Here is a 24939-nt window from a genome sequence, read left to right as displayed (position 1 = left end):
AGCCTTGGCAAAGGGTGGCAAAATAGCGGCCGCTTTTTTATCGAGGTGGCCCATGTCCCAGGATCGCATCTATTCCACACCCCACGGCGCCGTGAAGGATTTTGCCTTTGACGAGCAAGTAGCCGATGTCTTTAACGACATGATTAACCGCTCGGTGCCGGGCTACACCACCATCTTGCACACCCTGGGCAAACTGGCGCCGCGCTTTGCCAAATCCGGCAGCCGCATCTACGACCTTGGCTGCTCTTTGGGCGCCGCCAGCCTCGCCATTAAGCGAAGCGTCGATATCGAAGGGGTGGAGCTGATTGCCGTGGACAGCTCGGCGGCCATGATAAGCCGCGCCGAGCGGCAACTGGCCGCCTACAAGGGCAAGGTAGAAGTGAGCCTTAAAGAAGCCGACATCCGCGATATCGACATCGAAAACGCCTCCTTGGTGGTGCTTAACTTCACCTTGCAGTTCCTTCCCCCGGAGGACCGCGACGCCCTTATCAAGAAAATTTATGCTGGCCTTCGCCCCGGCGGCCTGCTGCTGCTCTCAGAAAAACTGGTGTTTGCAGACAGCGCCATCAACGACCTGCTCTCTGAGCTGCACTGGGATTTCAAACGGGACAACGGTTACTCGGAGCTGGAAATCGCCCAAAAGCGCACCGCCATTGAGAACGTAATGCGCCCCGACAGCCCAGAAATTCACCTCAAGCGCCTCAAAGACACCGGCTTTAGCCACAGCCAGTTTTGGTACCAGTGCTACAACTTCGCCTCCCTGGTGGCCATCAAATGAACTGGTTTCAACGTTTCTACGCCGACATCGCCGAAGGCCAGCTGAGCCACTGGCTGGAAGTGCTGCCAAAACAGCTGCGCCAGTGGGAAGAGCAAAGCCTGCACGGCGAGTTTCGCCACTGGCAGCGGATTCTTGGCCAATTGCCAGAGGTGACGACCGCGCACCTTGATATCAAAGACAGCGTCACCATCGGCGCGCCGGGGGACGTAGACGGCGGCACCCAAAAGGCCATCGAGGGCTTGTTGCAAAAATTCCACCCCTGGCGCAAAGGGCCCTACCAGGTGCACGGGGTGCATATCGACACCGAATGGCGCTCGGACTGGAAGTGGGACAGGGTGCTGCCCCATATTTCGCCCCTTAAAAACCGTTTTGTGCTGGATGTGGGCTGCGGCAGCGGCTACCACATGTGGCGCATGCTCGGCGAAGGCGCCTGGCGGGTGGTGGGCATTGACCCATCGGAGCTGTTTTTGATTCAGTTCCAGGCCATCAAGCACTTTGCCAAAGCGGCCCGCCCTGAGCTGCCCATCGATTTGCTGCCCCTTGGCATTCAGCAGCTGCCGGCCCTCAAGGCCTTTGACACCGTCTTTTCCATGGGGGTCTTGTATCACCGCAAGAGCCCTATCGAGCACATAGAGCAGCTGCGCGCCCAGTTAAAAGAAGGCGGCGAGCTGGTGCTGGAGACCCTGGTTATCGACGGTGACGAGAACGCGGTGCTGGTGCCCCAAGACCGCTACGCCCAGATGCGTAACGTCTGGTTTTTGCCCTCCGCCGAGGCCCTTAAGCTTTGGGTTAGCCGCTGCGGCTTTAAAGACATCAAGGTGGTGGACATCGACACCACCAGCACCGATGAGCAGCGGGCCACGGCCTGGATGCGCAACGAGTCGCTCAAGGACTTTTTAGACCCAACAGATCCCAGCAAAACCATCGAAGGCTACCCCGCCCCCCAAAGGGCGGTGCTGGTGGCCACCGCCTGCTAGAAAAGGCTCAAGTCCAGGGCCTTGGACAATTCCTCCAAGGCCCAGAGCCCCACCACCGAATTGCCGTATTCATTTAGCTCCGGCGCCCACACGCACACCGTAAAGCGCCCCGGCACCACCGCCATGATGCCGCCCCCTACCCCGCTTTTGCCGGGCATGCCGACCCGGTAGGCAAAATCCCCCGCCGCGTCGTAAAGCCCCGAGGTGAGCAGCAGCGCGTTCAGCTGCTGGGTCTGGCGTTTCGTCAGCCACTGGCGGCCACTTTGCAGGCAGCGGCCGTCGGCGGCCAGAAAGGAAAAGGCCCGGGCCAGCTCCACGCAGTTCATGGAAAGGGCGCAATAGCTGAAGTAGGCGCGCAGCACCCTGTCCACTTCGTTTTCAAAATTACCGAAGCTTTTCATCAAGTTGGCCATCGCCGCGTTACGATAGCGGTGCTCGTATTCGGAATCGGCCACCTTGCGGTCGATGGTGATACTGGCGGTTCCGGCCATCAGCCGCACCGTTTCGAGCATGGCGTGCACCGGCGCCGAGAGCCGCGAACACAGGCTGTCGGCCACCACCAGGGCGCCGGCGTTGATAAAGGGGTTGCGGGGAATGCCCTTTTCAAATTCCAGCTGCACCAGGGAATTAAAGGCGGTGCCGGACGGCTCCTTCCCTACCCGCTGCCACAGCTCGTCACCGTGGCGATTGATGGCCATGGTGAGGGAAAATGCCTTTGAAATGCTTTGAATGGAAAACCTTTTTTGCGCTTGGCCGCTAGAATAGAGGTCACCTTCGAGGGTGTGGATGGCAATGCCAAATTGCGCGGGCGCAACAGAGGCCAAAGCCGGGATATAATCCGCCACCCTGCCCTGGCCGTAATGGCTGGCAGCGCCGGCGCAAATGTCGTCGAGAAGTTGTTGAAGGTCCACGTTGGCCCGAGGTTTTTAGACGGTGGCGTTTATTGTCGCCACTGAATGGATAAAAGCAACGCCAAGCCGGGCTTAACCGGCCAATTCAGATTTGATTGATAAAACCTATGTTGAACTTCAAAGCCCCGAACAAAAAAGGACGTACGGATATGCGCAAAGCGCTTTTGTTGCTCGGTGGAACCTTGCTTTTGCAAGCCTGTGCCCAAACCCAGGCCCCCGCCCCAGCTGAAAAGGACATCAACCACCTCCAGGTTCAGCTCGACACCTTGCACGACCAGCAGAACCAGCACCTGGCCACCTTGGAAGCCAAGCAGGCCCAGGCCCAACAGCAGATCCTAAGCGCCCAGGCCGCCCAACAGGCCACCCTGGCTGCTATCGCCGCAAAACTTAACGAAAAACAACAACCTGTGGTTTGTCCGCAAACACCACAACTACAATGCCCGGAGACCAAACCTATGCCGGTAAAGGACGACAAACTGGTGGTTGGCGCCTTGGAAAAGGTACGCCTGCATCCTTCTGACGTAGTACTGACCGCCCGTATCGACACCGGCGCCACCTCGGCGTCCCTCGATGCCCGCGACATCCAGAAGTTTGAGCGCGATGGCGCCGACTGGGTGCGCTTTAAGGTGCCTACCGACGATAAAGGCAGCGACTACATGGAAGTGGAGCGTAAGGTGCTGCGCTGGGTGCGCATTATCCAATCGAGCTCCGAAGACGGTGAACGTCGCCCGGTGGTGGAATTTAAATTCGACATCGGCCCCATTTCCCAAAAGGCCGAGTTCAACCTCTCTGACCGCTCGCACCTGGAATTTCCGGTGCTCATTGGCCGCAACATCTTAAAAGACGTAATGGTGGTGGACGTAGGCAAGGAATACAGCCTGAAACTGCCGCCGATGAAAGCCGAGGACAAGGACGCTAAATGATTTCCCGGGTTCCCTTTTATACCATTGTCGTGCTCTTCATCCTGGCGGGCTTGGGGCTGGCTATGGCCCGCCACGCCCAGATGGAGATCCCCTTTTTGCCGGGCGCCGAGCGGCCGGTGTGGCTGGTGGAAGCGCGCATCGATTTTAACGCCAAGAACGAGCCGGTGCTGGTGAGCATGGACTTGCCCGACAGCCCGCCAGGCTTTCGGCTTTTTACCGAGCAAGCCGCCAGCCCCGGTTACGGCTTTTCGGTTATTCGCCATGACGGTAACCGCCGGGGCGAGTGGTCTATCCGCCGCGCCGTAGGGCCGCAAACCCTCTACTACAAGGCGCAGTTCCTGCAAGCCTCCGACATCGAAGAGCTGCCGGAGCAAACCCCGCCCGAGGCCCAAAGCATCGACTGGGACGGCCCCCAAGGCACCGCTGCCACCCAATTGCTGGCCCAGGCTCAGCAGCGCTCCTCAACCCCGCAGTCTTTGACCCGCGAGCTGATTAAGCTCTTGAACCAGCCCGAGCCCGGCCAAAACGCGGCCTTGCTGCTGCAAGGCCACACCGAGGCCGACCTGCTGGTCAAACTGTTGAACCAGGCTGGCCTGCCGGCCCGCGAATCCCAGGGTTTGTATCTTGAAGATGCGCGCCGCCGCCAGAGCCTGAGCTCCTTTGTGGAGGTGTACGCCGACAACCGCTGGCTGGTGTTCGACCCCAAAACCGGTGAGCAAGGCCTGCCAGACAACGTGCTGATGTGGCACAAAAAAGGCGTGTCCTTGCTGGATGTGAACGGCGGCAGCGGCTCGAATGTGTCGTTCTCCATCATCCGCCAGACAGTGCCGGCCTTGCAGCTGGCCCGGGCCCAGGCTGAAGAACACGGCTTTGGCCAGTTCTCCATCTACCAGCTGCCCATTGAAGAGCAATCCATGTTCAAGCTGTTGCTGCTGCTGCCCATCGGCGCGGCGGTGGTGGTGTTTATGCGCATTATCGTCGGGGTGAAAACCTCGGGCACCTTTATGCCGGTGCTGATCGCAGTGGCTTTTTTGCAGACCTCCCTGCTGCCCGGCATTGTCAGCTTTATTACCGTGGTGGCGCTGGGCTTGCTGCTGCGCGGCTACCTCTCCAGGCTTAACCTGCTGCTGGTGGCAAGGATAGCCACCTTGGTGATCCTGGTGGTGTTTATCATCGCCATTATGAGCATCGTCGGTTACCAGCTTGGCTTTAACACCGGCATGACCATCACCTTCTTCCCGATGATCATCATGGCCTGGACCATAGAGCGGATGTCCATCCTCTGGGAAGAGGACGGCCCCAAAGAAGTGCTCAAACAAGGGGGCGGCTCGTTGCTGGTGGCCATCCTCGCCTTCTTGGCCATGGAGTCCAAGTTGGTCAGCCACCTGACCTTCAACTTCCCCGAGCTGCACTTTGTGCTGCTGGCGATGATCCTGTTGATGGGGCAATACAAGGGCTACAAGATCACCGAGCTCAAGCGCTTTAAAGCCATGGTGGACCGCACATGAAGTGGGCCAGCCCCTTTGCCCTGAAACGGGCCGGCATCCTTGGCATGAACCGGCGTAACGTCGCTTACATCGGCCAGTACAACAAGCGCAGCCTCTACCCGCTGGTGGACAACAAGCTCAAGACCAAGCTGCTGGCCGAAAAGCACCAGGTAACGGTGCCAAGGCTGCTGGGAGTGGTGCAGCAGCAGCACGAGATTGAGCACGTGGCGGAGCTGGTCACCAACTTTGCCTCTTTTGCCATCAAGCCCGCCAAGGGCTCCGGCGGCAAAGGCATTTTGGTGATAACCGGCCGCGACGGCGACGATTTCGTCAAAGCCTCGGGGTCGGTTATCAGCCAGGAAGACGTCAAGCGGCACATGACCAACATCCTGGCCGGGCTCTATTCGCTGGGCGGCAAGCCGGACGTGGCCATCATCGAAGAGCTTATCGAGTTCGACGACAGGTTCGACGGCTTTTCCTTCCAGGGGGTGCCGGATATTCGCATCATCATCTTCCAGGGCTACCCGGTGATGGCCATGCTGCGCTGCGCAACCCGCGCCTCTGACGGCAAGGCTAACCTGCACCAGGGCGCTGTGGGGGTGGGGCTGGATATCGCCACCGGCCGCTGCCTGAACGCCGTGCAGTTTGGTGAGGTGGTCAGCCAGCACCCAGACACCGGCAAGGCGCTCAATCAAATCACCATTCCCTACTGGACCGAGATGCTGGAGCTGGCCTCCACCTGTTATGACATGACCAGCCTTGGCTATATCGGCACCGACTTGGTGCTGGATAAAAACAAGGGGCCGCTGCTGCTGGAGCTGAACGCCCGGCCGGGGCTGTCTATCCAGGTGGCCAACGGCTGCGGGCTGCTGCCGCGCCTAAAACACATCGAGAAGATGAAAAAGCGCCACCACAGCCCCGCCGAGCGAGTGGCCTACGCCAAGGCCGCATTTGGCCAGGCCGAGCCCCCCGCCAAGGCCTCTGGCCAGTAACGAAAAAGGCCCCCGTTGGGGGCTTTTTTATTGGCATAACGCAGGCTCACATTCACCAGAAAAAGCAGGCTCACGCCTGCTTTTCCATTACGAGCGCCTTAATAGGCTGCGCTCAAGGGCACCTGTACTGCCATCTGCACCGGCGTGGGCAGCGGATTGGAGTAGTAGGTGTTGACGCTGATGGCCGCAGGCGCGCTTATTGGCGCCGACAGCGGCAGATGCTCGGAGCTGTCCCCCACCATGACCGCGAACTGGCTGCCGGCAGGTACGTCCCAGCGGTTGCTGTCCACATCGTAGTAAGAGAAGGAACGCGCATTGAGCGGGATGGTGACCTCTTTGCTTTCTCCGGCTTGCAAATACACCTTGGCAAAACCTTTAAGCTCGTGGTCGGGGCCGGGCACCGGGCGGTTCTTCGGAGCCACGTAGACCTGGGCGGTCTCGTAGCCGGCGCGGCTGCCGGTGTTGGTCACGGTGAAGGTGGCATTGACGATGTCATTCTGGCCAAAAGTGGCCCGCGACAGGCTCAGGCCGCTAAAGGCAAAGTCGGTGTAGGACAAGCCAAAGCCGAAGGGATAGAGCGGTTTGTGCTTGCTCATCTGGTAGCCACGGTAGCCCACGCCCAGGCCCTCGCTGTAGGTCATTTCGGTGGCGGAGTTGTCACCGTAGTACAGGCTCGGATCATGGTAGGAGGCGTAGCTGGGGTTGAACTTGAACCACTTGTCCAAGGTGATGGGCAGCTTGCCTGATGGGTTGACATCGCCATAGAGGATCTCGGCCAGGGCCTGGCCGCCGAATTGGCCGCTATACCAGGCATGGAGGATGGCACCGGCGTCGTTGGCCCAGGGCAGCATCAACATGCCACCGCCGCCGTGCATCACCACTATGGTGTTGGGGTTGGCATGGGTGACCTGCTCAAGCAGATAGCCCTGGCGGTCTGGCAAGGTGAAATCGTGGTCCAGGGTCTCGCCTTCGGTTTCGTTGTTGCGGCCCACAAAGGCCACCACTGCGTCGTAATCGCCAAGGTCGCTCGGTGCTTCCAAAGACGCCCAGCTCATTTGCAGGCCGGTAATGGCCCCAAGCCTGGCGGAGAAGTGGCGCTCGCGGCAGTATTCAAGGCGAAGGTTATAAAGCTGGCCAGCCTTGAGTCGTTTGGTTTTGGCGGTTTTGGTGAGGGTTACCACCAGGGAGTTTTCGTTAGCGTGGGGTTGGCCGTCGCTTTGCAAAATAAGCTCACCGTCCAGCCACAGTTTGAAGGGGCCGTCGGCCCGCACCTTGATGGCCTGGCGGCCGCCTATCTGTGGGCGGAACTTGGTGCTTACCCGGGTGCTGAAGGCGCCCAGCTCCGGGTTAACGTCGGTCAGCTCGCGGGTACCCTCGGCGGTGGCATTGGTCAGAGCCGCCCAGTCGAAGTTCACCCCTGACTCTTCGCGGGTCAGCACCGGGGTGCCGGCCAGCGTAGTGTTGTCAAAGTACTCCACCTTCACCCCTTGCTGGCAGTCACTGTCAAAGCGGGTGCAGCCAGGAAGATACCAGCGGCTGTTCTCGGGGCTAAGCGCCATGCCTTCGATAAAGGTGATGTCAGCACCGTTATCGGCCAGGGCCTTGAGGCCACCCAGCTCGGTGACATAGTCAGACGCCGGCGGCGAGTAGGGAGTGCCGAAAGGTGATGCCGGCGCGTGGCGAGCCATCTCGCCAATCACCGCAATGCGGGCGTTTTTGGGCAGCGGCAGCAAGCCGCCCTGGCCAGCGCTGGCGCCCTTGTTTTTCAGCAGCACAATGCCTTCGCGGGCAATATCGATAGACGCCTGGCGGCCATGCTCGGGCTCGGCCAACGCCTGGGCGTCGTAGGTTTGTTCATCAAAGCCGAACCGCACCAGGGTACCGAGGTTGCGCTTGACCTTGTCGTCGATGGTGGCCTGGCTCAGCTCGCCGCTTTCAACATAAGGCGCCAGCCGGTTCTCGGTAAATTTGTAGCCGGTGGGCTGATCCATGTCGGTGCCGGCATTGGCGGCGGCCAACGGGTCGACAATGGAGTCGTAGTCGGAGCTGACAAAACCGTCAAAGCCCCATTCGTCCTTCAGCACCCCTTGGATAAGGGCTTTGCTGGAGCACGAATGCACGCCGTTAAGGTAGTTAAAGCCGCACATCACCGACGCCACCCGGGCGTTTTTCACCAGGGACTCGAAGGGCTCCATGTACAGCTCGCGCAAGGTGCGTTGGTCCACCTTGACGTTGAGGTTGTAACGGTTGGCTTCCTGCTCGTTGGCCAGCCAGTGCTTGACGGTGGAGGTCACACCTTGGCGCTGGATACCGTTGGTCAGGGCCGGTGCCATCACCGAGCATAAGAAGGGGTCTTCCCCGCAAATAGACTCGGCAGCGCGGCCGTTGAGCGGCGTGCGATAAAGGTTCACCACCGGGCTGAGCTGATGCTCGGCGCCGGAAAGGCGGGTCTCATAACCCAAGGCCAGGCCCAGCTCTTTGGCGCGGTTGATGTTCCAGGTGGCAGCCACGGCGGTTTGTGATGGGTAAGAGGTGCCAAAGGTCTGGCCGGTGGATTTAAGGCGCACCCCCATGGACGAATCCACCGAGTTGGTCCCCACCAGCCCCAGGGCAGAGAGCGGTGGCAGCAGATACCCGTTATTGGCATGGATATAGCGGTACTTGTCGCTGCTGGTCATCTGGCTCATCAGCGACTCAACCTTGGCCTCGGTTTCGGCCGGAGACAGCTGCGCATTACCAGCGGCAAAGGCAGGGCTATTGGCGACCAGCACGCAAAGTGCCAGCCTGTATTTATTCATCATGTCAGTGAACTCCGGCAGGGCTTAATGGTGGGTCTTGGGCGAATCGCCTGAGGCGGTGGCAGGTGGCGCTTCCGGCAAGGCGTCGTCGGTTTTTAGCGGCGCCTGCAATAGCCCTTTCATTTCACCTTTTTTGTTGGGAACGAAGTCACTGGCATGGGTCAGCTGTTCTTGCTGGTCCTCCATTTTCATCCGGGCCTTTATCGCCTGATCGGCAGACTGGGCATTATTTTGTGTATCGGCCAGAACCTGACCGGCACTCAAAAGCAGCATCGAACAAGATAACGTCTTTATTAAGGTTGATTTCATGTTTCTCTCCTATGAAAACAGGCTGCATTTTCAGCTGAGATATTGTTGTTATATTTTTACGAGGTTGGTTATTGCCAGCAAAGATCACTAGAACAAAATCCAAACCCCAAAAACCACTTCGCCATTTACTAATTCAATAGAGCAAGCACAAATAAGCGCCACCCAAAAAAGCCCTGAACAATTACTTTAATTTATTTACCTGAAAGCGATGAAAAGATGGCGAACCCCGTTCAACGGTTATTTTAATTTGGTGGTTACCCGCCGTTAACGAAAACGGCAACTGCGTCATTTGCCAGTCCGTTGTTTTTTCCCCGGCCTTTAAGTTAAGAGGTCCGATTTCTTTTCCATCTAAATAAACCTTCACCTTTGCCGATTGCACGACAACATAATCGCCAGCAAGGCGATATTGGCCAGGGTCATTAACGTGTAAATCAAAAGAGAAATAGCTGCCGGTGCCTTTTGCGCGCAAGGCAACCGCCGGCTCTTTATTGTTGATCACCCAATGGGACACGCCATGGATAGTGCTGGCGTTAATGGCCAGAAAAGTGCCGGGTACCGCCAGCCGCTCACCCTTGGCAGGAATAGCGCTGTACAGAAGGCCAAGGGGAGTCCATTGGCCGGGGCCAGCGAGAAGATCCCGAAAAGGCGGGGCCGAGGGGCCGCTTTTACTGCGCCCAGCAAACCAGGCATAACTCTCGACAAAGTCGCTCTGCTCCAGCCAGCGGCAAGTCTCGGCCAGGTAGTCGAGTTGCTCGTTTAAGGTCGCCTGGCCGCGTTTTTTGGCAAAAGCCCACTCGGTAACCCACACCGGTTTGCCGTAGCGCCGGTAAAACGCGCTGACATAGCGCTCAAAGGCCCGGGGCGAGGCCATATAGCTGTGCACGGCAATGGCATCAACCCGGCAACCCTGGCAGGCCTTGAAGAAGGCGTCCAAGTATTTGAAAGGATTATGGTAAGGCCCTGGGCTGAAGTTAACAGCCGGGGCTACCAGCTTGACCCCAAAGGCGCTCGCAAGGGGTTGCAGGCGCTGCCAAGCCTTGGCTGCCGCCGCAGGAGACAGGTTGGCTTGGTTGGCAAAATTGGGCTCGTTAAAGCCAAGGAGATAACGGGTTTTGGGATGCAGGCGAAGGTATTGGCCCAGCGCCTTTTCGTCAAAGCGTCGCCCCCAGGCCATGGGCACAAAGGCCACGTCTTTGGGCGGGGTTGCTCCTGTGGCGGCGCGGCCAGGGGCCACCGACCAGTTGTACCACCAGGCAATATGGCCACTGGCAAGCGCCAGATCCGCCTCTTGCATCTGGCCGTTGGCAAGCCCGCGTTTGTAAGAAGGCGCCGCTACTGCCTGCGCTGTGTTAAATATCAGCCACGCCCACAGCAGCCGAAAAATAAAAGCCCGCCAACCTTGCACATTTTTTCCTTATTACTACAACAACAATTTATTACGCGATATCAACGCCGTGTTTCGCAATGTCACGTTTAAATCCGTTAATTTTCATGAAGGTTAAAATCATGGCGCACGAAGCATCAACGGCATGGATTTTTATTAATGAAAGGTTCACTACGCTTCGGTAGAAAGGATACGCCTTCACAAATCTAATTTAGGCAAATTAGATAAGGCATATAAAAAGGAGCCTAATCATGAAAAAGACCATAGCCCCCTTGCTCATGGTGTCCTTATCCATGCTGATAACCACTTGTGCATCAGCAGCGGTTAAGACTGATGAAAAAAACAACGGCGTCGACGCCCATCAACGATTGGAAAAACAAAAAGAAAACCTCACCCACGCTAAAGACTTCAAAGAACAAGGCCAGACCAAAGAACGGCAACTGATGGTGCATCCCATAAAAAAAGGCGACGCCGCCCCGGTGAACGCCGCGCCAAAAGAAAACGACCACTGATTTTTTAGCGAATATTCTTTTCGAGAGACACAAATGCCTAATTTTAAAAAGAAGCTGCTAGGCAGCCTGGTACTTATTGGCCTGCCGGCGACGGTGTATGCCAATTACTACAGCGGTAAAAGCTGGAATGAGGTTGAAGCACGGGTCAGCGCCATTGTCGAGAACATGACCCTAGCCGAAAAAATTGCCTTTATCCGCGTGGACGACGGCCACATGATCCCGCCCTCCGAGCGGTTTGGCATTCCCGGCACCGTGGCCTATGACTCGTCCATGGCGGTGCACGTGGACGGCGTTAACTTCGGCGCGGCTTATCCGTCCCAAAGCGCCCTGGCCGCCACCTGGAACATCAACCGCGCCAAAGAGCTGGGCCAGGCGCTGGGTTACGAAACCCGCATCGCCGGCGGCGAGCAGATGCTCTCGCCAGTGGTCAATCTCTACCGCACTCCCTTTAACGGCCGCGCCGCCGAGTCGGTGTGCGGTGAAGACCCTTACCTTTGCGCAGTAATGGCCCCGGCCATTACCAACGGCATTCAAAGCCAGGGGGTGATGGCCGGCGCCAAGCACCTTATCGCCAACGAACAGGAAGCCAACCGCCATGATCTTGATGTGCAGGTAGCCGAGCGGCCGCTGCGCGAGCTGTATCTGCCGCCCTTTGAATCCCTGGTGAAAAATGCCGACATCGCGGCGCTGATGTGCGGCTTTAACAAAATCAACGGCGAGTACGCCTGCGAAAACCACCATGTGATAACCGACATCGTCAAAGGCGAATGGGGTTACCAGGGCTTTGTGATGTCGGATTTCAACTCCATCCAGCATCCCTTTGAAGGGGCCTGGGCCGGCACCGACTTGGACATGCCCTCTGGCATTCAATTTACCGAGGCCAACCTGGTGCCGCTGCTGCAAAGCGGCGCCTTGACCCAGAACGTTATCGACGACAAGGTCAAACGTAACTTGCGGGCCCTAGTGCGCTACGGGGTGGACGAACAAGGTTACAGCGCCCAGGCCCTCACCCACCCCGAGTACGGCCAGGAAGCGTCGCTGGATACCGCCCGCGAAGGCATAGTGCTGCTGAAAAACAGCGGCCTGTTGCCACTTAGCAAAGACGCCAAAATCGCCGTGATTGGCGACTTGGCCCAGCATGCCCCAAGCTCTCCCTTCGGCACCGCCTGGTCAGTACCGGACGCCGACTACGTCAGCGAGCTCTCCGGCCTCAAGCAGCTCAATAGCAGCAGCGATAACGTGACCTTTATCAGCGCCATGGCCCTGACCCCGAAGACGGCGGTTTGGTACCAACCCGATTGCCACGGCAACAGCGATAAGTGCGAGACCGGCCTTAAAGCCCAGTACTTTGACAACACCGAGCTGGACGGCGAGCCGGTGCTGACCCGGGTAGAAGCCGGGGTGAATTTCGACTGGAACGCCATGACCGATGACACCGCCGAAGGCAGCCGCGCCATTGACGACATCACTCCTACCCAGGATGCGTTCTCGGCCCGCTTTACCGGCATGTTCAAGCCCAGTATCGACGGCAAGCAGGTGTTTAAAGTACGCGCCGACGGCGCCTTCAAGCTGTGGGTGAACGGCAAGCTCATCCTGGAAAGCGACGGCGTGCCGCGTACCTTTGACGTGCCGAACGCCAGGCCGGTAACGGCCCAGACCCCGGCGTTAAAAGCCGGCAAGCTTTATCGCGTCAAGCTCGAATACGCCCGCGAGAACCGCTACCAGGGCAACCTCGGCGGCCTTAACGGCGTAGAGATGAGCTGGGCGGCCCTGAACCCGCCGGCAGACATCGGCGACTATGACGCCGTGGTAGCGGTAGTGGGCCGCAACTTCGAATACGAAGGGGAAGGCACCGACAGCGATTTTGATCTGCCTGACCAACAGCAGACGCTCCTGAAAAAGCTCACCAAGGCTAACCCCAACACCGTGGTGGTGATGCATGCCGGTGGCGGCATGAACATGGAGCCTTGGAGCAACAAAGCCGGCGCCGTACTTCACGCCTGGGACAGCGGCCAGCTGGGCGGCCAGGCCCTGGCCGAGATCCTCTACGGTGACGTGAACCCGTCGGGCAAACTGCCCATCACCCTGGATAAGAAAATCAAGTTCAACCCCAGCTACACGTCCTACTCCAACCCGGACGATTACATCGGTGACGATGCCAAAACCACCATGGCCTACTCCGAGGGGCTTTATATCGGCTACCGCGGCTATGACAAATCCGGGCACAAGCCGCTCTACCCCTTCGGCTTTGGCCTGAGCTATACCGATTTTGCCTTTAGCGATCTCAAGCTCGACAGCAGCGCCATCACCGAAGACGGCACCATCAACGCCACCTTCACCGTCACCAACACCGGTGGCCGGGGCGGCTATGAAGTGGCGCAGCTTTACGTCAAGCCGGTCAATGCCCAAATCGACAGGCCAGAGCATGAGCTCAAGGGCTTTGCCAAGGTCTATCTGGAAGCCGGCCAAAGCAAACAGGTAACCTTGCCGCTGGACGCGCGCTCCTTTGCCTACTATTTGCAAAAGACCGACAGCTGGCAGGTGGACGCCGGCAACCGCTTTGTGCTGCAAGTCGGTGACAGCTCCGTCAACCTGCCCCTAAGCGCCAAGGTGGCCGCCCAAAACGCCATCACCCTCACTACCCGCGACTCCAACCCCTTGCCGGGGCCGGTGCAAGCGGCGGTGCAGGTACCGGCGGCGCCTTTTGGCGAGCCGCAATCAGGGGACGACGACACCGCCCCGGGTAGCGATCTCTACTGATAGAAAAGTCCTCAACACCAAGGCAGCCTGCGGGCTGCCTTTTTCGTTGCCCACGAAAAACCTGCTATTCATCAGGCAGTAAGGCGCCATAGCCCATCATTAAATGCTAAAGGAACCTGGCAGCTCTCTGCCCTCACTAAGGACCCGCGCGCCATGAAATGGACATTGCTGACGGCGGTATTTAGCCTGCCCCTCTTTGCCAGCCCCGCCGAGTTTAATTGCCAGCCGGAGCTTGAACGCCTGCAAAACCTGCCTACCCTGCCCCAGCAGCCCAAAGCCTGGCTGCAAGCGGTAGATAACTGGCGGCTGCCGGCCCGCAATAAGCTGTTAGCCGCTTATGTCTATAACGATGTGGCAAGCGACCCGCAAAGCCGCCAAAGCGCCCGCCAGTGCATCAACAGCCTCTCCAAGGCATTTGAAAAACACACCAATAGCCTTCGCAGCCAAGCCAAGGCGCTGCTTCCCGGCGCCTCGGGGTTAGAAGCGCGCGCCCTTGGCGCCTGGGCTGGCTCCACCAAGGCGCTCAAAAGCCCCGAATACCGGGCGGTGGTGGATAAGGGCCGCAAGCTCAGCCAGCGTTTTCGGGCCAATATCGATAACTTCGAGAGCCGCTACCCGGTGCCAGAGGGCTGCCAAGGCAAGCTGCCCGGCAAGTGGCAAAAAAGCGTGCCGCTTCGTGGTGGCGCCGTAAAAGCTGCCCTTAACGATGTGCCGCCCCACTGCCGCGAGGCGCTTTTTGTCGCCTATGAAAGCCGCCTGAGTGCTGCCAACGCCCCGGTATTAACGGCGCTTTTGGAAAACCGCCAACAGCAGGCCAGCCTCGATGGCTTTAAAGACTATGCCGACCGGCGCCTAGCCCGCACCCAGCTTGGCAGCGCCGAGGCGGTGTGGCGCTACCTTGATAAGCTCTCAGCCAAAAACCGCGCCGCCGCCGAGGCCGAGCGCGCCGCGCTCCACAACCCGCCGCTGTGGGCACTGCAAAGCCCCAAGGCCGAAGACAAGCCAGCCAGCTACCGGCCTCAAGCCGTTATCGACAACTACTTTGCCTGGCTGGGTAAGGCGCTGGATCTGCGTTTTGTGCCCATCGAGGTTGAGCACCCCTGGGCCAAGGGCATCAGCGGTTATGAGCTTCGCCAAGGACAAAAGGCCATCGGCAGGCTCTATCTCGACCTCTACCCCCGCGACGGCAAATACGGCCACAACCGCCACCGCGAGCTGCAACGCGGCGTGACCGGCGTGCAGTTACCGGCCTCGGTACTGGTGATGAACCTCCCCGAAGACCGCTGGCACCACAAAGACCTTAAAAGCCTGATGCACGAAAGCGGCCATGCCCTTAACAACCTGCTGGCAAGCCAGCCCTATGAAATTTTGGCCGGTATCCGCCTGCCTTCCGACTTGGTCGAAGTGCCCTCAAAAGTGCTGGAGCAACTGGCTTGGGACCCGGCTATTCACCAGGCCATAACCGGCGTTCGCGAAGCGCCCCCCGAAGATGTGCGCCAGCAGGGCATCGCCCTTGACCAGCGCATTTTGAATTCGGCCATGGCCCTTGCCTACCACCAGAGCGGCGCGCCGGACATGGAAGCCATCAACGTCAGGCTCTACCCCAAATACCTGCGCCAGGATTACATCAAGGGCCTCTCGCCCCAGTACGCCTTTCGCCACCTGGCCAGTTATGGGCCGGCCTATTTCACCTACCTTTATGCCGACGCCAAGGCCAGCGACATCAGCGAGGCCATCACCGGTGGCCAGCTGACCTTGCGCCGCTTTGCCGATTGCATGCTAAGCCCCGGCGGCAGCGTACCGGCCCGCGAGCAGCTGGCCTGCGCCACGCCAGTCGATTGATAAAAGGAGCAGACATGACCGCTAAGCACACCGCTCTCGCCCTGTTGCTGGCCCTGGCCCTGCCTGCGCTGGCAGACACGCCCAAAGCTGCCGATGTCAGCCAAGGAATTCAGCAGCAGTTGGAGCATCACCTGTACCAACTGCCGCCAAGGGTGCAGGGCCACTACGGCATTCGCCTGTGGCGCCTGACCGGCGACAAGCAATACCTCAACAGCGCCCTTTACGACCTTTACGTGGTGTCCGACCGCCTCGAAGCCATCTCCCATGGCTTGAGCCAGCCGGGCTTTATCGAGCACTACAGCCAGCGCCTGGTCAAAGACCTGCCCAATACCGAGCGCGGCAGGTTGCGCGAAGCCGCCGTCAAAGGCCGTGCCTCTTACCTTTTTTACGCCGACGAGCTGCTGCGTTACATGAGCCGCCTGGACGAGCTGGGGTTTGTGCACCCCAACGACACCGCCTTTCGCCAATTGCTCAAAAGCTACGATTTCAAGCCGGCGGTGACCGACCCGCGCATGATCCGCGCCTACGCCGCGCAGCTTGCCAACCATGTCTGGTGGCTCTATCAGTTGGGGATTGTCGACCTTCGGCAAGATTTTGTGGCCGCCTTTCGCGCCACCTACCCGGACAGCCAGGACAAACAGCTTTCGAACCAGCAGTTTGACAATAAAATTTACGGCATGACCCACATCGTCTTTGCCGCCTCCGAGTATTATCAGCACCACCTCGACCCCAAGGCCTACGCCTGGATAACCGACTACATGGACAGCCACAGCCAGCAGATCATCCAAAGGGCCAAGCCGGACGTGATTGCCGAGGTGGGCATCGTCTATGAACTGCTGGGCAAAAAAGACAGCCCGGTGCTGGCCCAGGCTAAGGCCGCCATCGTCAAGGCGGTGGACAGCCGCCATCAGGTGATCCTCTCAGAGCAAGGCAACCCGGACCTCGCCCTTGGCGAGCATCGCAACGTGCTGGCCTGGATGCTGCTCAACTGGCCGGACAAACTGCACAAAGGGCCGCTGCTGGGCAAATTCAAGGCCCTGCGTGAAGACCTGCCGATGTCGGTCACCCCCAAGCACAACAAGGAGTAACGGATGAAAGCGGCACTTTTTACCCTTCCCCTGCTGCTGGCCCTGGCCCAGCCGGCTCATGCGGCAACGGCGCCGCTTTTGAGTGACAGCGATGCCACCCGCTTGCTGCGCCACACCTTTGAGAGCCGCTACATCGAGCTAGGCAGCGGCGCGCGCCAGCACTATTCCCTGCGCCTGTACCGGCTTAGCGGCGACAAGCGCTACCTGCCCGATATCGTCTCCGACGCCTATGAAACCGCCAGCCGCCTGAACCACTATGTAGCGATGCTGGGCGACCCCAAGGCCCGCAAGGCCGAGTCGAGCCGGCTTATCGGTAATATTTCCGATGGCCCCCGTGGCCAGCGCCGCAAGGAAGTCTTGGAAGGCTCTGGGGATCTGCGCTTTGCCATGTACCTGACCTACCTGCTGGCCAAGCTCGACGATCTGGGGCTTAAACATGAGCGCCAAGGCGAGCTGATAAGCTACTTAAAAGCGCACCCGGACCTAAAAAAGGTGATGCTGGACCCCGAATTCATCAAAGCCTACGCCGCCCAGGCGGCCAACTACGTGTACTGGATGGAGCAACTGGGGGTGGCGGACCTTCGCCAGGATTTTGACCAGGCCATGCGCCACACCTACCCCGATGCCAAAGACGGCAAGCTCAGCAAAAAGCAGTTTAAAAACAAGGTGTACGGCATGACCCACATCGTGCTAGCCGCCTCCGGCTACTACCAGCATGACCTCAACCACGCCGATTATCGCTGGATAACCGATTACTTCCTGAGCCACGGCCAACAGATCCTCGATCGCACCTCGGAAGACGTGATGGCCGAGGTGGCCTTGTGCCTGGAGCTGACCGGCCAGGGCGACCAGCCGCTGGTGCGCACCATCAAAGACCGCCTGAAACAGGCCATTAACATCAAAGCCGGCCTGATTCCCTCGGTTTCAGGCAAAGTTGCCCTGTCCAGCGGCGAGCACCGCAATGTGCTGGCCATCGCTTTACTGGCCTGGCCTGCCAAGCGATTTGACGGCCCAAACCTGGGCACAGCGGCCAAATTGCCTTTTGGCTTAGAGGCCAAATAAAAAAATACCCCGTAGGAAATCCCTACGGGGTTTTGGCTTCACAGGATGATTGATAAACAAACATGCTTTTGAGGAATGGCGGTCCTTCAAACCACCATTGAGGCGAATATGCCATAGGGAAAAACAAAAAGAAAACGTTTTCGTGAAAAAATTACCGGCAAAGGGGGTTTTTTCCCAGACCCCTTTTCGGCAAGCTGCCCCTATACCGATAAGAGACATTGCCATGTACAGGCCCAAGACCACCCTCGAACAATGGCGGATGCTGCAAGCCGTGGTGGACCATGGTGGTTACGCCCAGGCTGCCGCGGCGCTGAACAAGAGCCAGTCGTCCCTGAACCACGCCGTAGCCAAGCTCCAGGACCAACTGGGCGTGCCGCTGTTGGAAGTCAAAGGCCGCAAAGCCTTCTTGACCCCCACCGGCGAAGTGCTGCTGCGCCGCTCAAGAGCCTTGACCGACACGGTGGAAACCCTCGAAGGCCTGGCCAAGAACATTGAAAGCGGCTGGGAGCCGGAAATTCGGCTGTCGGTGGAAGCGGTTTACCCTTACGCCCTGCAGGTTGAGCTGCTGGAACGTTTTGGCCCGCAAAGCCGTGGCTCGCGCCTGCAAGTCTTTAACTCTGTTATCACCGGCTCCGAGGAGCTTATCCTCGAAGGGTTGGTGGATGTGGCCATCACCAGCATCATCCCCCGCGGTTTTATCGGCCTGGCGCTGATGAGCGTCGACCTGATACCGGTGGTGCACCACAGCCACCCTCTGGCCAGCCGCGAAGGCGCCATCAACGCCGACGAACTGGCCCAAGAGCTGCAGCTGGTTATCCGCGACACCGCCCATCGCCCCAAAGAGGTGTCCGGCTGGCTTAAAGCCGAAAACCGATGGACCTTCAGCCACTTCTACGACGCCCTGCAGGTACTGGAAGGCGGCATGGGCTTTATGTGGATCCCCCAGCACTGGGTAGAGGGGAAACTGGCCGACGGCAGCCTGAAACTGCTGTCCATCAAAGACGGTGGCCGGCGCACGGCGGTGATGAACCTGGTGGTGCCGGACCCAGACCAAATAGGCCCCGGCACCCGGCTGCTGGTAGACACCATCAAGGACCTGCATGGTTTGCCAGTGGACAATTAATAAACGCTTGTGAAACAAACGCTTTTTAACATATTTATTACTTGTGTACAGGCGGTGGCTGAGACACACTAACGCCCATGCATGGAAGCAAAGATGTCCAAATGACCCGTACCCATCGCCACAGCCTACATCGTGCCAAGCCGCTCAGTGTCGGTACCTTGGCCTTTGCCATCGGTATTACACTGGTGTCGTTGCTGCTGCCGCTGCTGGGCCTGCCCGACTGGCTGCCGCTGCTGGGCGCGGCGATGTCTGCCACCCTGGTGTACTGGGTACTGAACAACCCCGCCGAAGAATTCCTGATTGTCCAAAAAGGCCAGTTGCGTATCCGCCCTACCCGCAGCCGCCGCCTGGAGACTGTGCCGTTGGCGCAGATCCGCGATGTACGCCCCGTTACCGGCCCTGAAACGGCGGAACTGGAAGTGCAATGCCTGGACGGCAAGCAGCTTCGCATCCAGGCCTTTTACGCGCCGCCCAACGAAGACGAGCTGAGCCAGTTGGAGCAGTTTTTACGCCGCCACCTTCAGACTTTTTCTTCCTGATAAATCGCGGCTTTTCCCTTGTCCCCAAATTACCGGCGGTTGGCCTCTGAGCCGTTGCACCCCTGTAAGCCCTGTGTTGAGATACTGCTAATAAAACCAACAGGGAAAATCTCTCATGACGGCAAGGAATAAGGCAGTCAAACTGTCCCTTCTCGCCAGTGCGCTCATGCCTTTTCTGTCTTTCGCAAGCCAGACCCAGACGGCAGATCCGCACGGCCTGTATCCCAAATCCGGCCAGACCCTGGCCCTGACCCACGCCACCCTGATAACCAGCCCCGGTGAGAAGCTCACCGACGCCACCCTGGTGGTCCGCGATGGCCGAGTCCTCAGCGTAGGCGGCAAGGTGCCGAGCGGCGCCATGGTCATCGACACCAAGGGCGCCTGGATCTACCCCGGTTTCGTGGACCCTTATTCCAATTACGGCCTGCCGGAAAAAGCCTATCCCGAGGGTGACGACAAGCCCCATTACGACTGGCCCCGCCAAGGCGCCCAGGCCCATAACGCCGCCGTGCACGGCTCGGATGTCTGGCGCGAGCAGGTCAAAGCCGACGGTGAAAAAGCCAAGGCCTACCTCAACGACGGTTTCACCAGTGTGGAAAGCGCCCGCCTGGACGGCATCTTTCGCGGTTACAGTGTCTCCCTTTCTTTGGCAGACCTACCTAGCAACCAACTGATTTACAAAGATACTGGCCGCCAGTTCATGGCCTTTGACAAAGGCAGCTCGCCCCAGGTCTACCCCACCTCGCTGATGGGGGCTATCGCCCTGGTGCGCCAGACCCTCTCCGATGCGGCCTGGTACAAAGAAGCCCAAACCCACGACGGCGCCCGCAACCAGTTGGAAGCCAACAGCGACTTAACCGCCCTGGCGGCCCTTAAGGACCGCGGCATCCTGATGGCGACCCGCCACGAAGATGAGCTTTTGGAAGCGGCCAGCCTCTTTAAGGAATTTGGCCTAAACCCGGTGTATCTGGGCTCCAATTTTGAATACGACCGCGCCGACGAAGTGGCCAAGGCCGCCAAGACAGTGGTGCTGCCCCTTAATTTCCCCAAACCGCCGAAAGTCACCTCCGAGGCGGATGTAGAGCGGGCCCAGCTGGCCGACCTTCGCCATTGGGAGCGCGCCCCCAGCAGCGCCGCCGAGCTTAGCAAGCGCGGCCTGGCCGTGGCCTTTAGCCGCCATGGGGTAGATGGCTCCATCTGGCCAGAAGTGAAAAAAGCCATCAAGGCCGGGCTCAGTGAAGACAAGGCCCTGGCGGCCCTGACCACGGTGCCGGCCAAAATCAGTGGCGTCGAGCAGCTGGCAGGCCAGCTCAAGCCCGGCATGATGGCCGACTTCGTGATTGCCTCCGGCAACCTCTTTGAAAAGGGCAAGGTGCTCTCCACCTGGACCCAAGGCCAGGCCCACAGCCAAATCCCCCTGGGCCTTGCCGCCCTTTGGGGCCAGTACCAAGTGGGTAGCCAATACCAGCTCAGCGTCAACGACGACGGCAGTGTCAGCCTCAAAGACGGCGACGCCGAGGTGAAGGGCCTGACCAGCAACTACGAAGATGAGCACCTGCAACTGCGCTGGGCCGACGATAACGGCAGCCATTACTGGACGCTGACCGGCAGCAACCAGGCGCCAAGCCTGAGCGTGCTGAGCGGCGATACCTGGCAGAGCCTTGAGGCCCGCGCCGTGGCCCCCGAAGCCAAGGACGACAAAGCCGCCAACAGCGACGACGCCCTGGTCAGCCGGGTTACCTTCCCCAACCAGGCCTACGGCCTTGCCGCCCATCCCAAGGCGGAAAAACTGCTCATTAAAAACGCCACGGTGTGGACCTCCGAAGACGCCGGTATTTTGCAAAATACCGACGTACTCATCGAAGACGGCGTGATTGAGAAGGTCGGCAAAGACTTGTCAGCCCGTGGCGCCCAGGTGATTGACGCCACCGGCATGCATCTGACCGCCGGCATCATCGACGAGCACAGCCACATTGCCATCAGCGGTGGGGTGAATGAGGCCAGTGAATCGGTGACCTCGGAAGTGCGCGTCGGCGATGTGGTCAACCCCAATGATGTGAGCATCTACCGGGCCCTGGCCGGCGGCACCACCACCGCCCAACTGCTGCACGGCTCGGCCAACGCCATTGGCGGCCAGGCCCAGATCGTTAAATTGCGCTGGGGCGAAACCGCCAACGACATGAAGTTCAAAGAAGCCCCCGGCACCATCAAGTTCGCCCTGGGTGAGAACGTTAAGCAGTCCAACTGGGGGGATGATTTCACCATCCGCTACCCGCAAACCCGCATGGGCGTGAAAAGCCTGATGGAAGACGCCTTCCAGACCGCCCGGGAATACCAGGAGCAGCGCACCCGTTACGACTTGCTGTCTCGCCGCCAGAAAAGCGAAGTGCTGCCGCCGCGCCGCGACTATCGCCTGGACGCCCTGGTGGAGATCATGAATAAGGAGCGCTTCGTGCATGCTCACTCCTACGTGGCCTCGGAGATCCTGGCGCTGATGGAAGTGGCGGACGACTTTGATTTTCATATCCAGACCTTCACCCACATCCTCGAGGGCTACAAAGTGGCCGACGAGATGAAGGCACACGGCGCCACCGCCTCCACCTTTGCCGACTGGTGGGCTTACAAGTTCGAGGTGTATGACGCCATAGCCCAGAACGCCTGCTTGATGAACAAAAAAGGCCTGGTGACCTCCATCAACTCCGACTCCGAAGATCTCATTCGCCGCCTGAACCTGGAAGCGGCCAAGTCCATGGCCTATTGCGGCATGAGCCCGGAAGATGCCTGGAAGATGGCCACCATCAACCCGGCCAAGCAGCTGAAAGTGGACCAGTACACCGGCTCCATCAAGGAAGGCAAGGCGGCCGATCTGGTGCTGTGGGACGCAGACCCTCTCAGCGCCCGTGCCCGGGTACAAATCACCTGGGTAGATGGCAAACGCTACTTTGACCGCAAGCAGGATCTGGTGGAACGCCAGGCCATCAAAGCCGAGAAGGCAGCCCTTATCGACAAAATTCTCGCCTCCGGTGAAAAACCGGCCGAGAACCGCGAAGGCTACCGCCCGGCCGTGGTGCATTGGCACTGTGAAGACATGGACAACCACCTGGAGGAAATGTGATGCGCGCACTCTTTGCCGCCCTAATGCTGTTGGCGTTGCCGGTGCTGGCCCATGACATGGTCCCCGGTAAAGCCCAGAGCCAAGCCATTTTGATTAAGGGCGCCACCCTGCACAGCGTGGCCGGGGGCGACCAGCCCAATACTGACCTGCTGTTTGAAAAAGGCGTTATCAAAGCCATAGGCCAGAACCTTGAGGCCCCGGCGGGCGCCGAGGTAGTGGACGGCACCGGCAAGCACCTGTATGCCGGCCTTATCGGTCTTTCCACCCTCCTGGGCATTCAGGAAATTGAAGCGGTACGCTCCACCAACGACGTGGAAGAAGTGGGCAGCTTCACCCCGGAAGTGGCCGCCGAGACCGCCTTTAATGCCGACTCCGAGCTTATTCCTACCGTGCGCTCCAACGGCATTGCCCTGGTGGAAGTGGCGCCCCAGGGTGGCCTGGTTGCCGGCCGCTCCGCCACCATGCGCATGGACGGCTGGAACCGCCGTGACATGCTGGTGCGCGCCGACACCGCCATGCACCTTTATTGGCCAGAAGTGGGCGACGAAGCGGCCCGCGAGAAGCTGGAAACCTTCTTTGCCAATGCCGAGGCCTATCGCCAGCGCCGCATCGACAGCGAAGATCAAACCATCGACGCCAGCCTTGAAGCCATGACCGGGGTGATGGAAAAGCGCATTCCGCTCTTTATCCACGCCGACGGCAGCGCCGCCATCCATCAAGTGCTGCGCTTTGGTGACCGTTTTGGCCTGAAATGGACCCTGGTGGGCGGCCGCGGCGCCGAGCGCTACGCCAACGAGCTTGCCCGCCGCGGCGTGGCGGTGGCGGTCACCAATCCCCAGGGCCTGCCGTCCAGCGACGACGCCCCCTATGACGAGGCCTATGCCTTGGCTGGCATCCTCGACAAGGCCGGAGTCAAGGTCGCCATCGCCCTGCCAAGCTCTTGGTCGTCGCGGGACCTGCCTTTCGCCGTTGGCCAGGCCCAGGCCTGGGGCCTTGACCCGAAAAAGGGCCTGGCTTCTGTGACCCTGGTGCCGGCCGAGCTGCTGGGCATTGCCAAGCAATATGGCGACCTCACCGTTGGGCGCAGCGCCACCTTGATGGTGACCGACCACCCGCTTTTTGATTATGCCGGGGTCAGCGTGAAGGCACTTTATATCGACGGCGCCGCCGTGGATCTGGATAATCGCCAGAAACGCCTGTACCGCAAGTATCTTCAAAAAGGACAGTAAATGAACAAAGGCCTGCTGCTGATGGCCCTGCTACTGACCGGCTGCGCCGGTGATTACCAGGTCAATACCAATCTCGATAAGGAACGCATCAGCGACTACTTCACGCCGGGTAAGGTCGAGGTGGTGGGCAGCGACGCCCTGGCAGGCCAACGTTACAAAATACTGGGGCTGGTCAGCGGCGACTCGTGCCAGGAAGAGGCCAACCTGCCGCCGGCCCAGGCCAGCGACGCCCGTACCGATGCCCGTACCCAGGCGGCCAAGATGGGGGCCAACGCCATCGTGATCCGCCAGTGCTTGAGCCTAAGCGGTAAGGAGGCAGCCCCAGGCTGCCTGACCCAGGTGATTTGCCAGGCCCAGGCCATTGCAGTGGAGGCGCCCTGATGGGCGCCTTTTCATTTACCGCCATCGGCCATATCGAAAGTCCCTACGCCGAGAAGTTTGCCGTGCCCCGCCAGCCAGGGCTGGTGAAATCGGCAAGGGCAAGGCTGGTGCTGGCCCCTCCTTACCGGGGCGATGCCCTGCGCGGCATCGAGGCCTTTTCGCACCTGTGGCTGAGCTTTGTTTTTCACGAACACCTAGGCCGCGACTGGCAGCCGTTGGTGCGCCCGCCGCGCCTGGGTGGCAACGCCAAAACCGGGGTCTTTGCCAGCCGCTCCACCTTCAGGCCCAATCCCATGGGGCTCTCGGTGGTAGAACTACTGGCAGTAGACGCCGCCAGCGGCATTTTGACCCTGGGCGGCGTGGACTTGGTGGACGGTACCCCTATCCTCGACATCAAGCCCTACCTGCCCTACGCCGATGCCTTGCCAGAGGCCCGTGGCGGTTATGCCCCAGAGCCGCCTGCGGCGCTCGCTGTTAGCTGGCTGCCCGAAGCGCGGGCCGCCCTTAACGCTTTGGGCAAAGGCGAGCTGGAGGGCTTTATCAGCGAGGTATTGGCGCAAGACCCAAGGCCTGCCTACAAAAAGCAGCAGGCCGATGAGCGCCAGTACGGGGTAACCCTGGCTGGCCTTAACGTGCGTTTTCGCGTTCACCCCAAAGGGGTGGAAGTGGAAGAGATAACCCGCTTTACTAAGCCAAGTGCTTGAACCATAGTGGCTTTAGTTTTGATGA

20 protein-coding genes are annotated in these 24939 nt (G+C 59.5%); 16 read left to right on the top strand and 4 right to left on the bottom strand.

Annotated elements, in window-relative coordinates; genetic code table 11:
• The first annotated feature begins 52 nt into the window (after positions 1-52).
• Positions 53-778: a carboxy-S-adenosyl-L-methionine synthase CmoA gene (gene cmoA / locus AC22G1_RS05995; RefSeq protein ID WP_487315959.1), complete on the top strand. Its 726-nt coding sequence runs from the start codon at positions 53-55 to the stop codon at positions 776-778.
• Positions 775-1755: a tRNA 5-methoxyuridine(34)/uridine 5-oxyacetic acid(34) synthase CmoB gene (gene cmoB, locus AC22G1_RS05990; RefSeq protein WP_487315958.1), complete on the top strand. Its 981-nt coding sequence runs from the start codon at positions 775-777 to the stop codon at positions 1753-1755. The genes cmoA and cmoB overlap by 4 nt, the downstream gene beginning before the upstream one ends.
• On the opposite strand, the gene glsB is transcribed toward cmoB, so the two are convergent.
• A complete protein-coding gene (gene glsB / locus AC22G1_RS05985; RefSeq protein WP_487315957.1) occupies positions 1752-2666 on the bottom strand; it encodes a glutaminase B in 915 nt (304 codons plus the stop codon). The two genes, cmoB and glsB, sit on opposite strands and share 4 nt — an antisense overlap.
• 149 nt (positions 2667-2815) lie before the next feature.
• On the opposite strand from glsB, the gene AC22G1_RS05980 reads away from it, so the two are divergent.
• Genes AC22G1_RS05980 through AC22G1_RS05970 form a run of 3 tightly spaced genes read left to right on the top strand, consistent with a single transcriptional unit; the run spans position 2816 to position 6068 of the window.
• Complete coding sequence (locus AC22G1_RS05980) at positions 2816-3589, top strand: ATP-dependent zinc protease family protein (protein ID WP_050657452.1); 774 nt, start codon at positions 2816-2818, stop codon at positions 3587-3589.
• On the top strand, positions 3586-5097 hold the full coding sequence (locus AC22G1_RS05975) for a UUP1 family membrane protein (RefSeq protein ID WP_487315956.1): 1512 nt from the start codon (positions 3586-3588) through the stop codon (positions 5095-5097). Before AC22G1_RS05980 ends, AC22G1_RS05975 begins: the two co-directional genes overlap by 4 nt.
• On the top strand, positions 5094-6068 hold the full coding sequence (locus tag AC22G1_RS05970; protein ID WP_487315955.1) for an alpha-L-glutamate ligase-like protein: 975 nt from the start codon (positions 5094-5096) through the stop codon (positions 6066-6068). The genes AC22G1_RS05975 and AC22G1_RS05970 overlap by 4 nt, the downstream gene beginning before the upstream one ends.
• Positions 6069-6166: 98 nt before the next feature.
• On the opposite strand, the gene AC22G1_RS05965 is transcribed toward AC22G1_RS05970, so the two are convergent.
• The 3 genes from AC22G1_RS05965 to AC22G1_RS05955 all read right to left on the bottom strand — a co-directional run bounded on the left by AC22G1_RS05965 (position 6167) and on the right by AC22G1_RS05955 (position 10469).
• On the bottom strand, positions 6167-8869 hold the full coding sequence (locus AC22G1_RS05965) for a beta-glucosidase (protein WP_487315954.1): 2703 nt from the start codon (positions 8867-8869) through the stop codon (positions 6167-6169).
• 21 nt (positions 8870-8890) lie between these two features.
• Complete coding sequence (locus AC22G1_RS05960; RefSeq protein WP_487315953.1) at positions 8891-9175, bottom strand: hypothetical protein; 285 nt, start codon at positions 9173-9175, stop codon at positions 8891-8893.
• A 181-nt stretch (positions 9176-9356) separates the two neighbouring features.
• Positions 9357-10469 (bottom strand): glycosyl hydrolase, encoded by a 1113-nt coding sequence (locus AC22G1_RS05955; RefSeq protein WP_487315952.1) that lies wholly within the window; start codon positions 10467-10469, stop codon positions 9357-9359.
• Between the two features lie 341 nt (positions 10470-10810).
• Here AC22G1_RS05955 and AC22G1_RS05950 point away from each other — a divergent pair, with 341 nt between their 5' ends.
• From AC22G1_RS05950 to tsaA, 11 genes are all read left to right on the top strand, one after another.
• On the top strand, positions 10811-11071 hold the full coding sequence (locus tag AC22G1_RS05950) for a hypothetical protein (protein WP_487315951.1): 261 nt from the start codon (positions 10811-10813) through the stop codon (positions 11069-11071).
• 33 nt (positions 11072-11104) lie between these two features.
• Positions 11105-13831 carry a beta-glucosidase gene (locus AC22G1_RS05945; RefSeq protein WP_487315950.1) on the top strand — a complete coding sequence of 909 codons (2727 nt, stop codon included), beginning with the start codon at positions 11105-11107 and terminating at the stop codon, positions 13829-13831.
• A gap of 153 nt (positions 13832-13984) precedes the next feature.
• A complete protein-coding gene (locus AC22G1_RS05940) occupies positions 13985-15673 on the top strand; it encodes a M3 family metallopeptidase (RefSeq protein WP_487315949.1) in 1689 nt (562 codons plus the stop codon).
• Positions 15674-15687: 14 nt separating this feature from the next.
• Positions 15688-16761, top strand: coding sequence for a DUF3541 domain-containing protein (locus AC22G1_RS05935; RefSeq protein ID WP_487315948.1), 1074 nt, complete (start codon positions 15688-15690; stop codon positions 16759-16761).
• A gap of 3 nt (positions 16762-16764) precedes the next feature.
• On the top strand, positions 16765-17823 hold the full coding sequence (locus AC22G1_RS05930; RefSeq protein ID WP_487315947.1) for a DUF3541 domain-containing protein: 1059 nt from the start codon (positions 16765-16767) through the stop codon (positions 17821-17823).
• A 223-nt stretch (positions 17824-18046) separates the two neighbouring features.
• On the top strand, positions 18047-18946 hold the full coding sequence (locus AC22G1_RS05925) for a LysR family transcriptional regulator (RefSeq protein ID WP_487315946.1): 900 nt from the start codon (positions 18047-18049) through the stop codon (positions 18944-18946).
• Positions 18947-19047: 101 nt separating this feature from the next.
• Positions 19048-19485 carry a hypothetical protein gene (locus AC22G1_RS05920; RefSeq protein WP_487315945.1) on the top strand — a complete coding sequence of 146 codons (438 nt, stop codon included), beginning with the start codon at positions 19048-19050 and terminating at the stop codon, positions 19483-19485.
• 166 nt (positions 19486-19651) lie between these two features.
• Positions 19652-22600, top strand: a complete 2949-nt coding sequence (locus tag AC22G1_RS05915) for an amidohydrolase family protein (protein ID WP_487315944.1) — start codon at positions 19652-19654, stop codon at positions 22598-22600.
• A complete protein-coding gene (locus AC22G1_RS05910) occupies positions 22600-23829 on the top strand; it encodes an amidohydrolase family protein (protein ID WP_487315943.1) in 1230 nt (409 codons plus the stop codon). Before AC22G1_RS05915 ends, AC22G1_RS05910 begins: the two co-directional genes overlap by 1 nt.
• Entirely contained in the window at positions 23830-24210 is a 381-nt protein-coding gene (gene rcsF / locus AC22G1_RS05905) for an Rcs stress response system protein RcsF (protein ID WP_487315942.1), read from the top strand.
• Positions 24210-24914, top strand: coding sequence for a tRNA (N6-threonylcarbamoyladenosine(37)-N6)-methyltransferase TrmO (gene tsaA, locus AC22G1_RS05900; protein WP_487315941.1), 705 nt, complete (start codon positions 24210-24212; stop codon positions 24912-24914). Before rcsF ends, tsaA begins: the two co-directional genes overlap by 1 nt.
• Positions 24915-24939: the final 25 nt, after the last annotated feature.

The sequence above is a fragment of the Gallaecimonas zhanjiangensis genome, from assembly GCF_057624825.1.
This window is presented reverse-complemented; position numbering and strand designations above follow the sequence as displayed.

Coding starts and splice junctions, on each gene's coding strand:
- cmoA (WP_487315959.1), top strand. CDS start 53: ATGTCCCAGGATCGCATCTATTCCACACCCCACGGCGCCGTGAAGGAT.
- cmoB (WP_487315958.1), top strand. CDS start 775: ATGAACTGGTTTCAACGTTTCTACGCCGACATCGCCGAAGGCCAGCTG.
- AC22G1_RS05980 (WP_050657452.1), top strand. CDS start 2,816: ATGCGCAAAGCGCTTTTGTTGCTCGGTGGAACCTTGCTTTTGCAAGCC.
- AC22G1_RS05975 (WP_487315956.1), top strand. CDS start 3,586: ATGATTTCCCGGGTTCCCTTTTATACCATTGTCGTGCTCTTCATCCTG.
- AC22G1_RS05970 (WP_487315955.1), top strand. CDS start 5,094: ATGAAGTGGGCCAGCCCCTTTGCCCTGAAACGGGCCGGCATCCTTGGC.
- AC22G1_RS05965 (WP_487315954.1), bottom strand. CDS start 8,869: ATGATGAATAAATACAGGCTGGCACTTTGCGTGCTGGTCGCCAATAGC.
- AC22G1_RS05960 (WP_487315953.1), bottom strand. CDS start 9,175: ATGAAATCAACCTTAATAAAGACGTTATCTTGTTCGATGCTGCTTTTG.
- AC22G1_RS05955 (WP_487315952.1), bottom strand. CDS start 10,469: ATGCAAGAGGCGGATCTGGCGCTTGCCAGTGGCCATATTGCCTGGTGG.
- AC22G1_RS05950 (WP_487315951.1), top strand. CDS start 10,811: ATGAAAAAGACCATAGCCCCCTTGCTCATGGTGTCCTTATCCATGCTG.
- AC22G1_RS05945 (WP_487315950.1), top strand. CDS start 11,105: ATGCCTAATTTTAAAAAGAAGCTGCTAGGCAGCCTGGTACTTATTGGC.
- AC22G1_RS05940 (WP_487315949.1), top strand. CDS start 13,985: ATGAAATGGACATTGCTGACGGCGGTATTTAGCCTGCCCCTCTTTGCC.
- AC22G1_RS05935 (WP_487315948.1), top strand. CDS start 15,688: ATGACCGCTAAGCACACCGCTCTCGCCCTGTTGCTGGCCCTGGCCCTG.
- AC22G1_RS05930 (WP_487315947.1), top strand. CDS start 16,765: ATGAAAGCGGCACTTTTTACCCTTCCCCTGCTGCTGGCCCTGGCCCAG.
- AC22G1_RS05925 (WP_487315946.1), top strand. CDS start 18,047: ATGTACAGGCCCAAGACCACCCTCGAACAATGGCGGATGCTGCAAGCC.
- AC22G1_RS05920 (WP_487315945.1), top strand. CDS start 19,048: ATGACCCGTACCCATCGCCACAGCCTACATCGTGCCAAGCCGCTCAGT.
- AC22G1_RS05915 (WP_487315944.1), top strand. CDS start 19,652: ATGCCTTTTCTGTCTTTCGCAAGCCAGACCCAGACGGCAGATCCGCAC.
- AC22G1_RS05910 (WP_487315943.1), top strand. CDS start 22,600: ATGCGCGCACTCTTTGCCGCCCTAATGCTGTTGGCGTTGCCGGTGCTG.
- rcsF (WP_487315942.1), top strand. CDS start 23,830: ATGAACAAAGGCCTGCTGCTGATGGCCCTGCTACTGACCGGCTGCGCC.
- tsaA (WP_487315941.1), top strand. CDS start 24,210: ATGGGCGCCTTTTCATTTACCGCCATCGGCCATATCGAAAGTCCCTAC.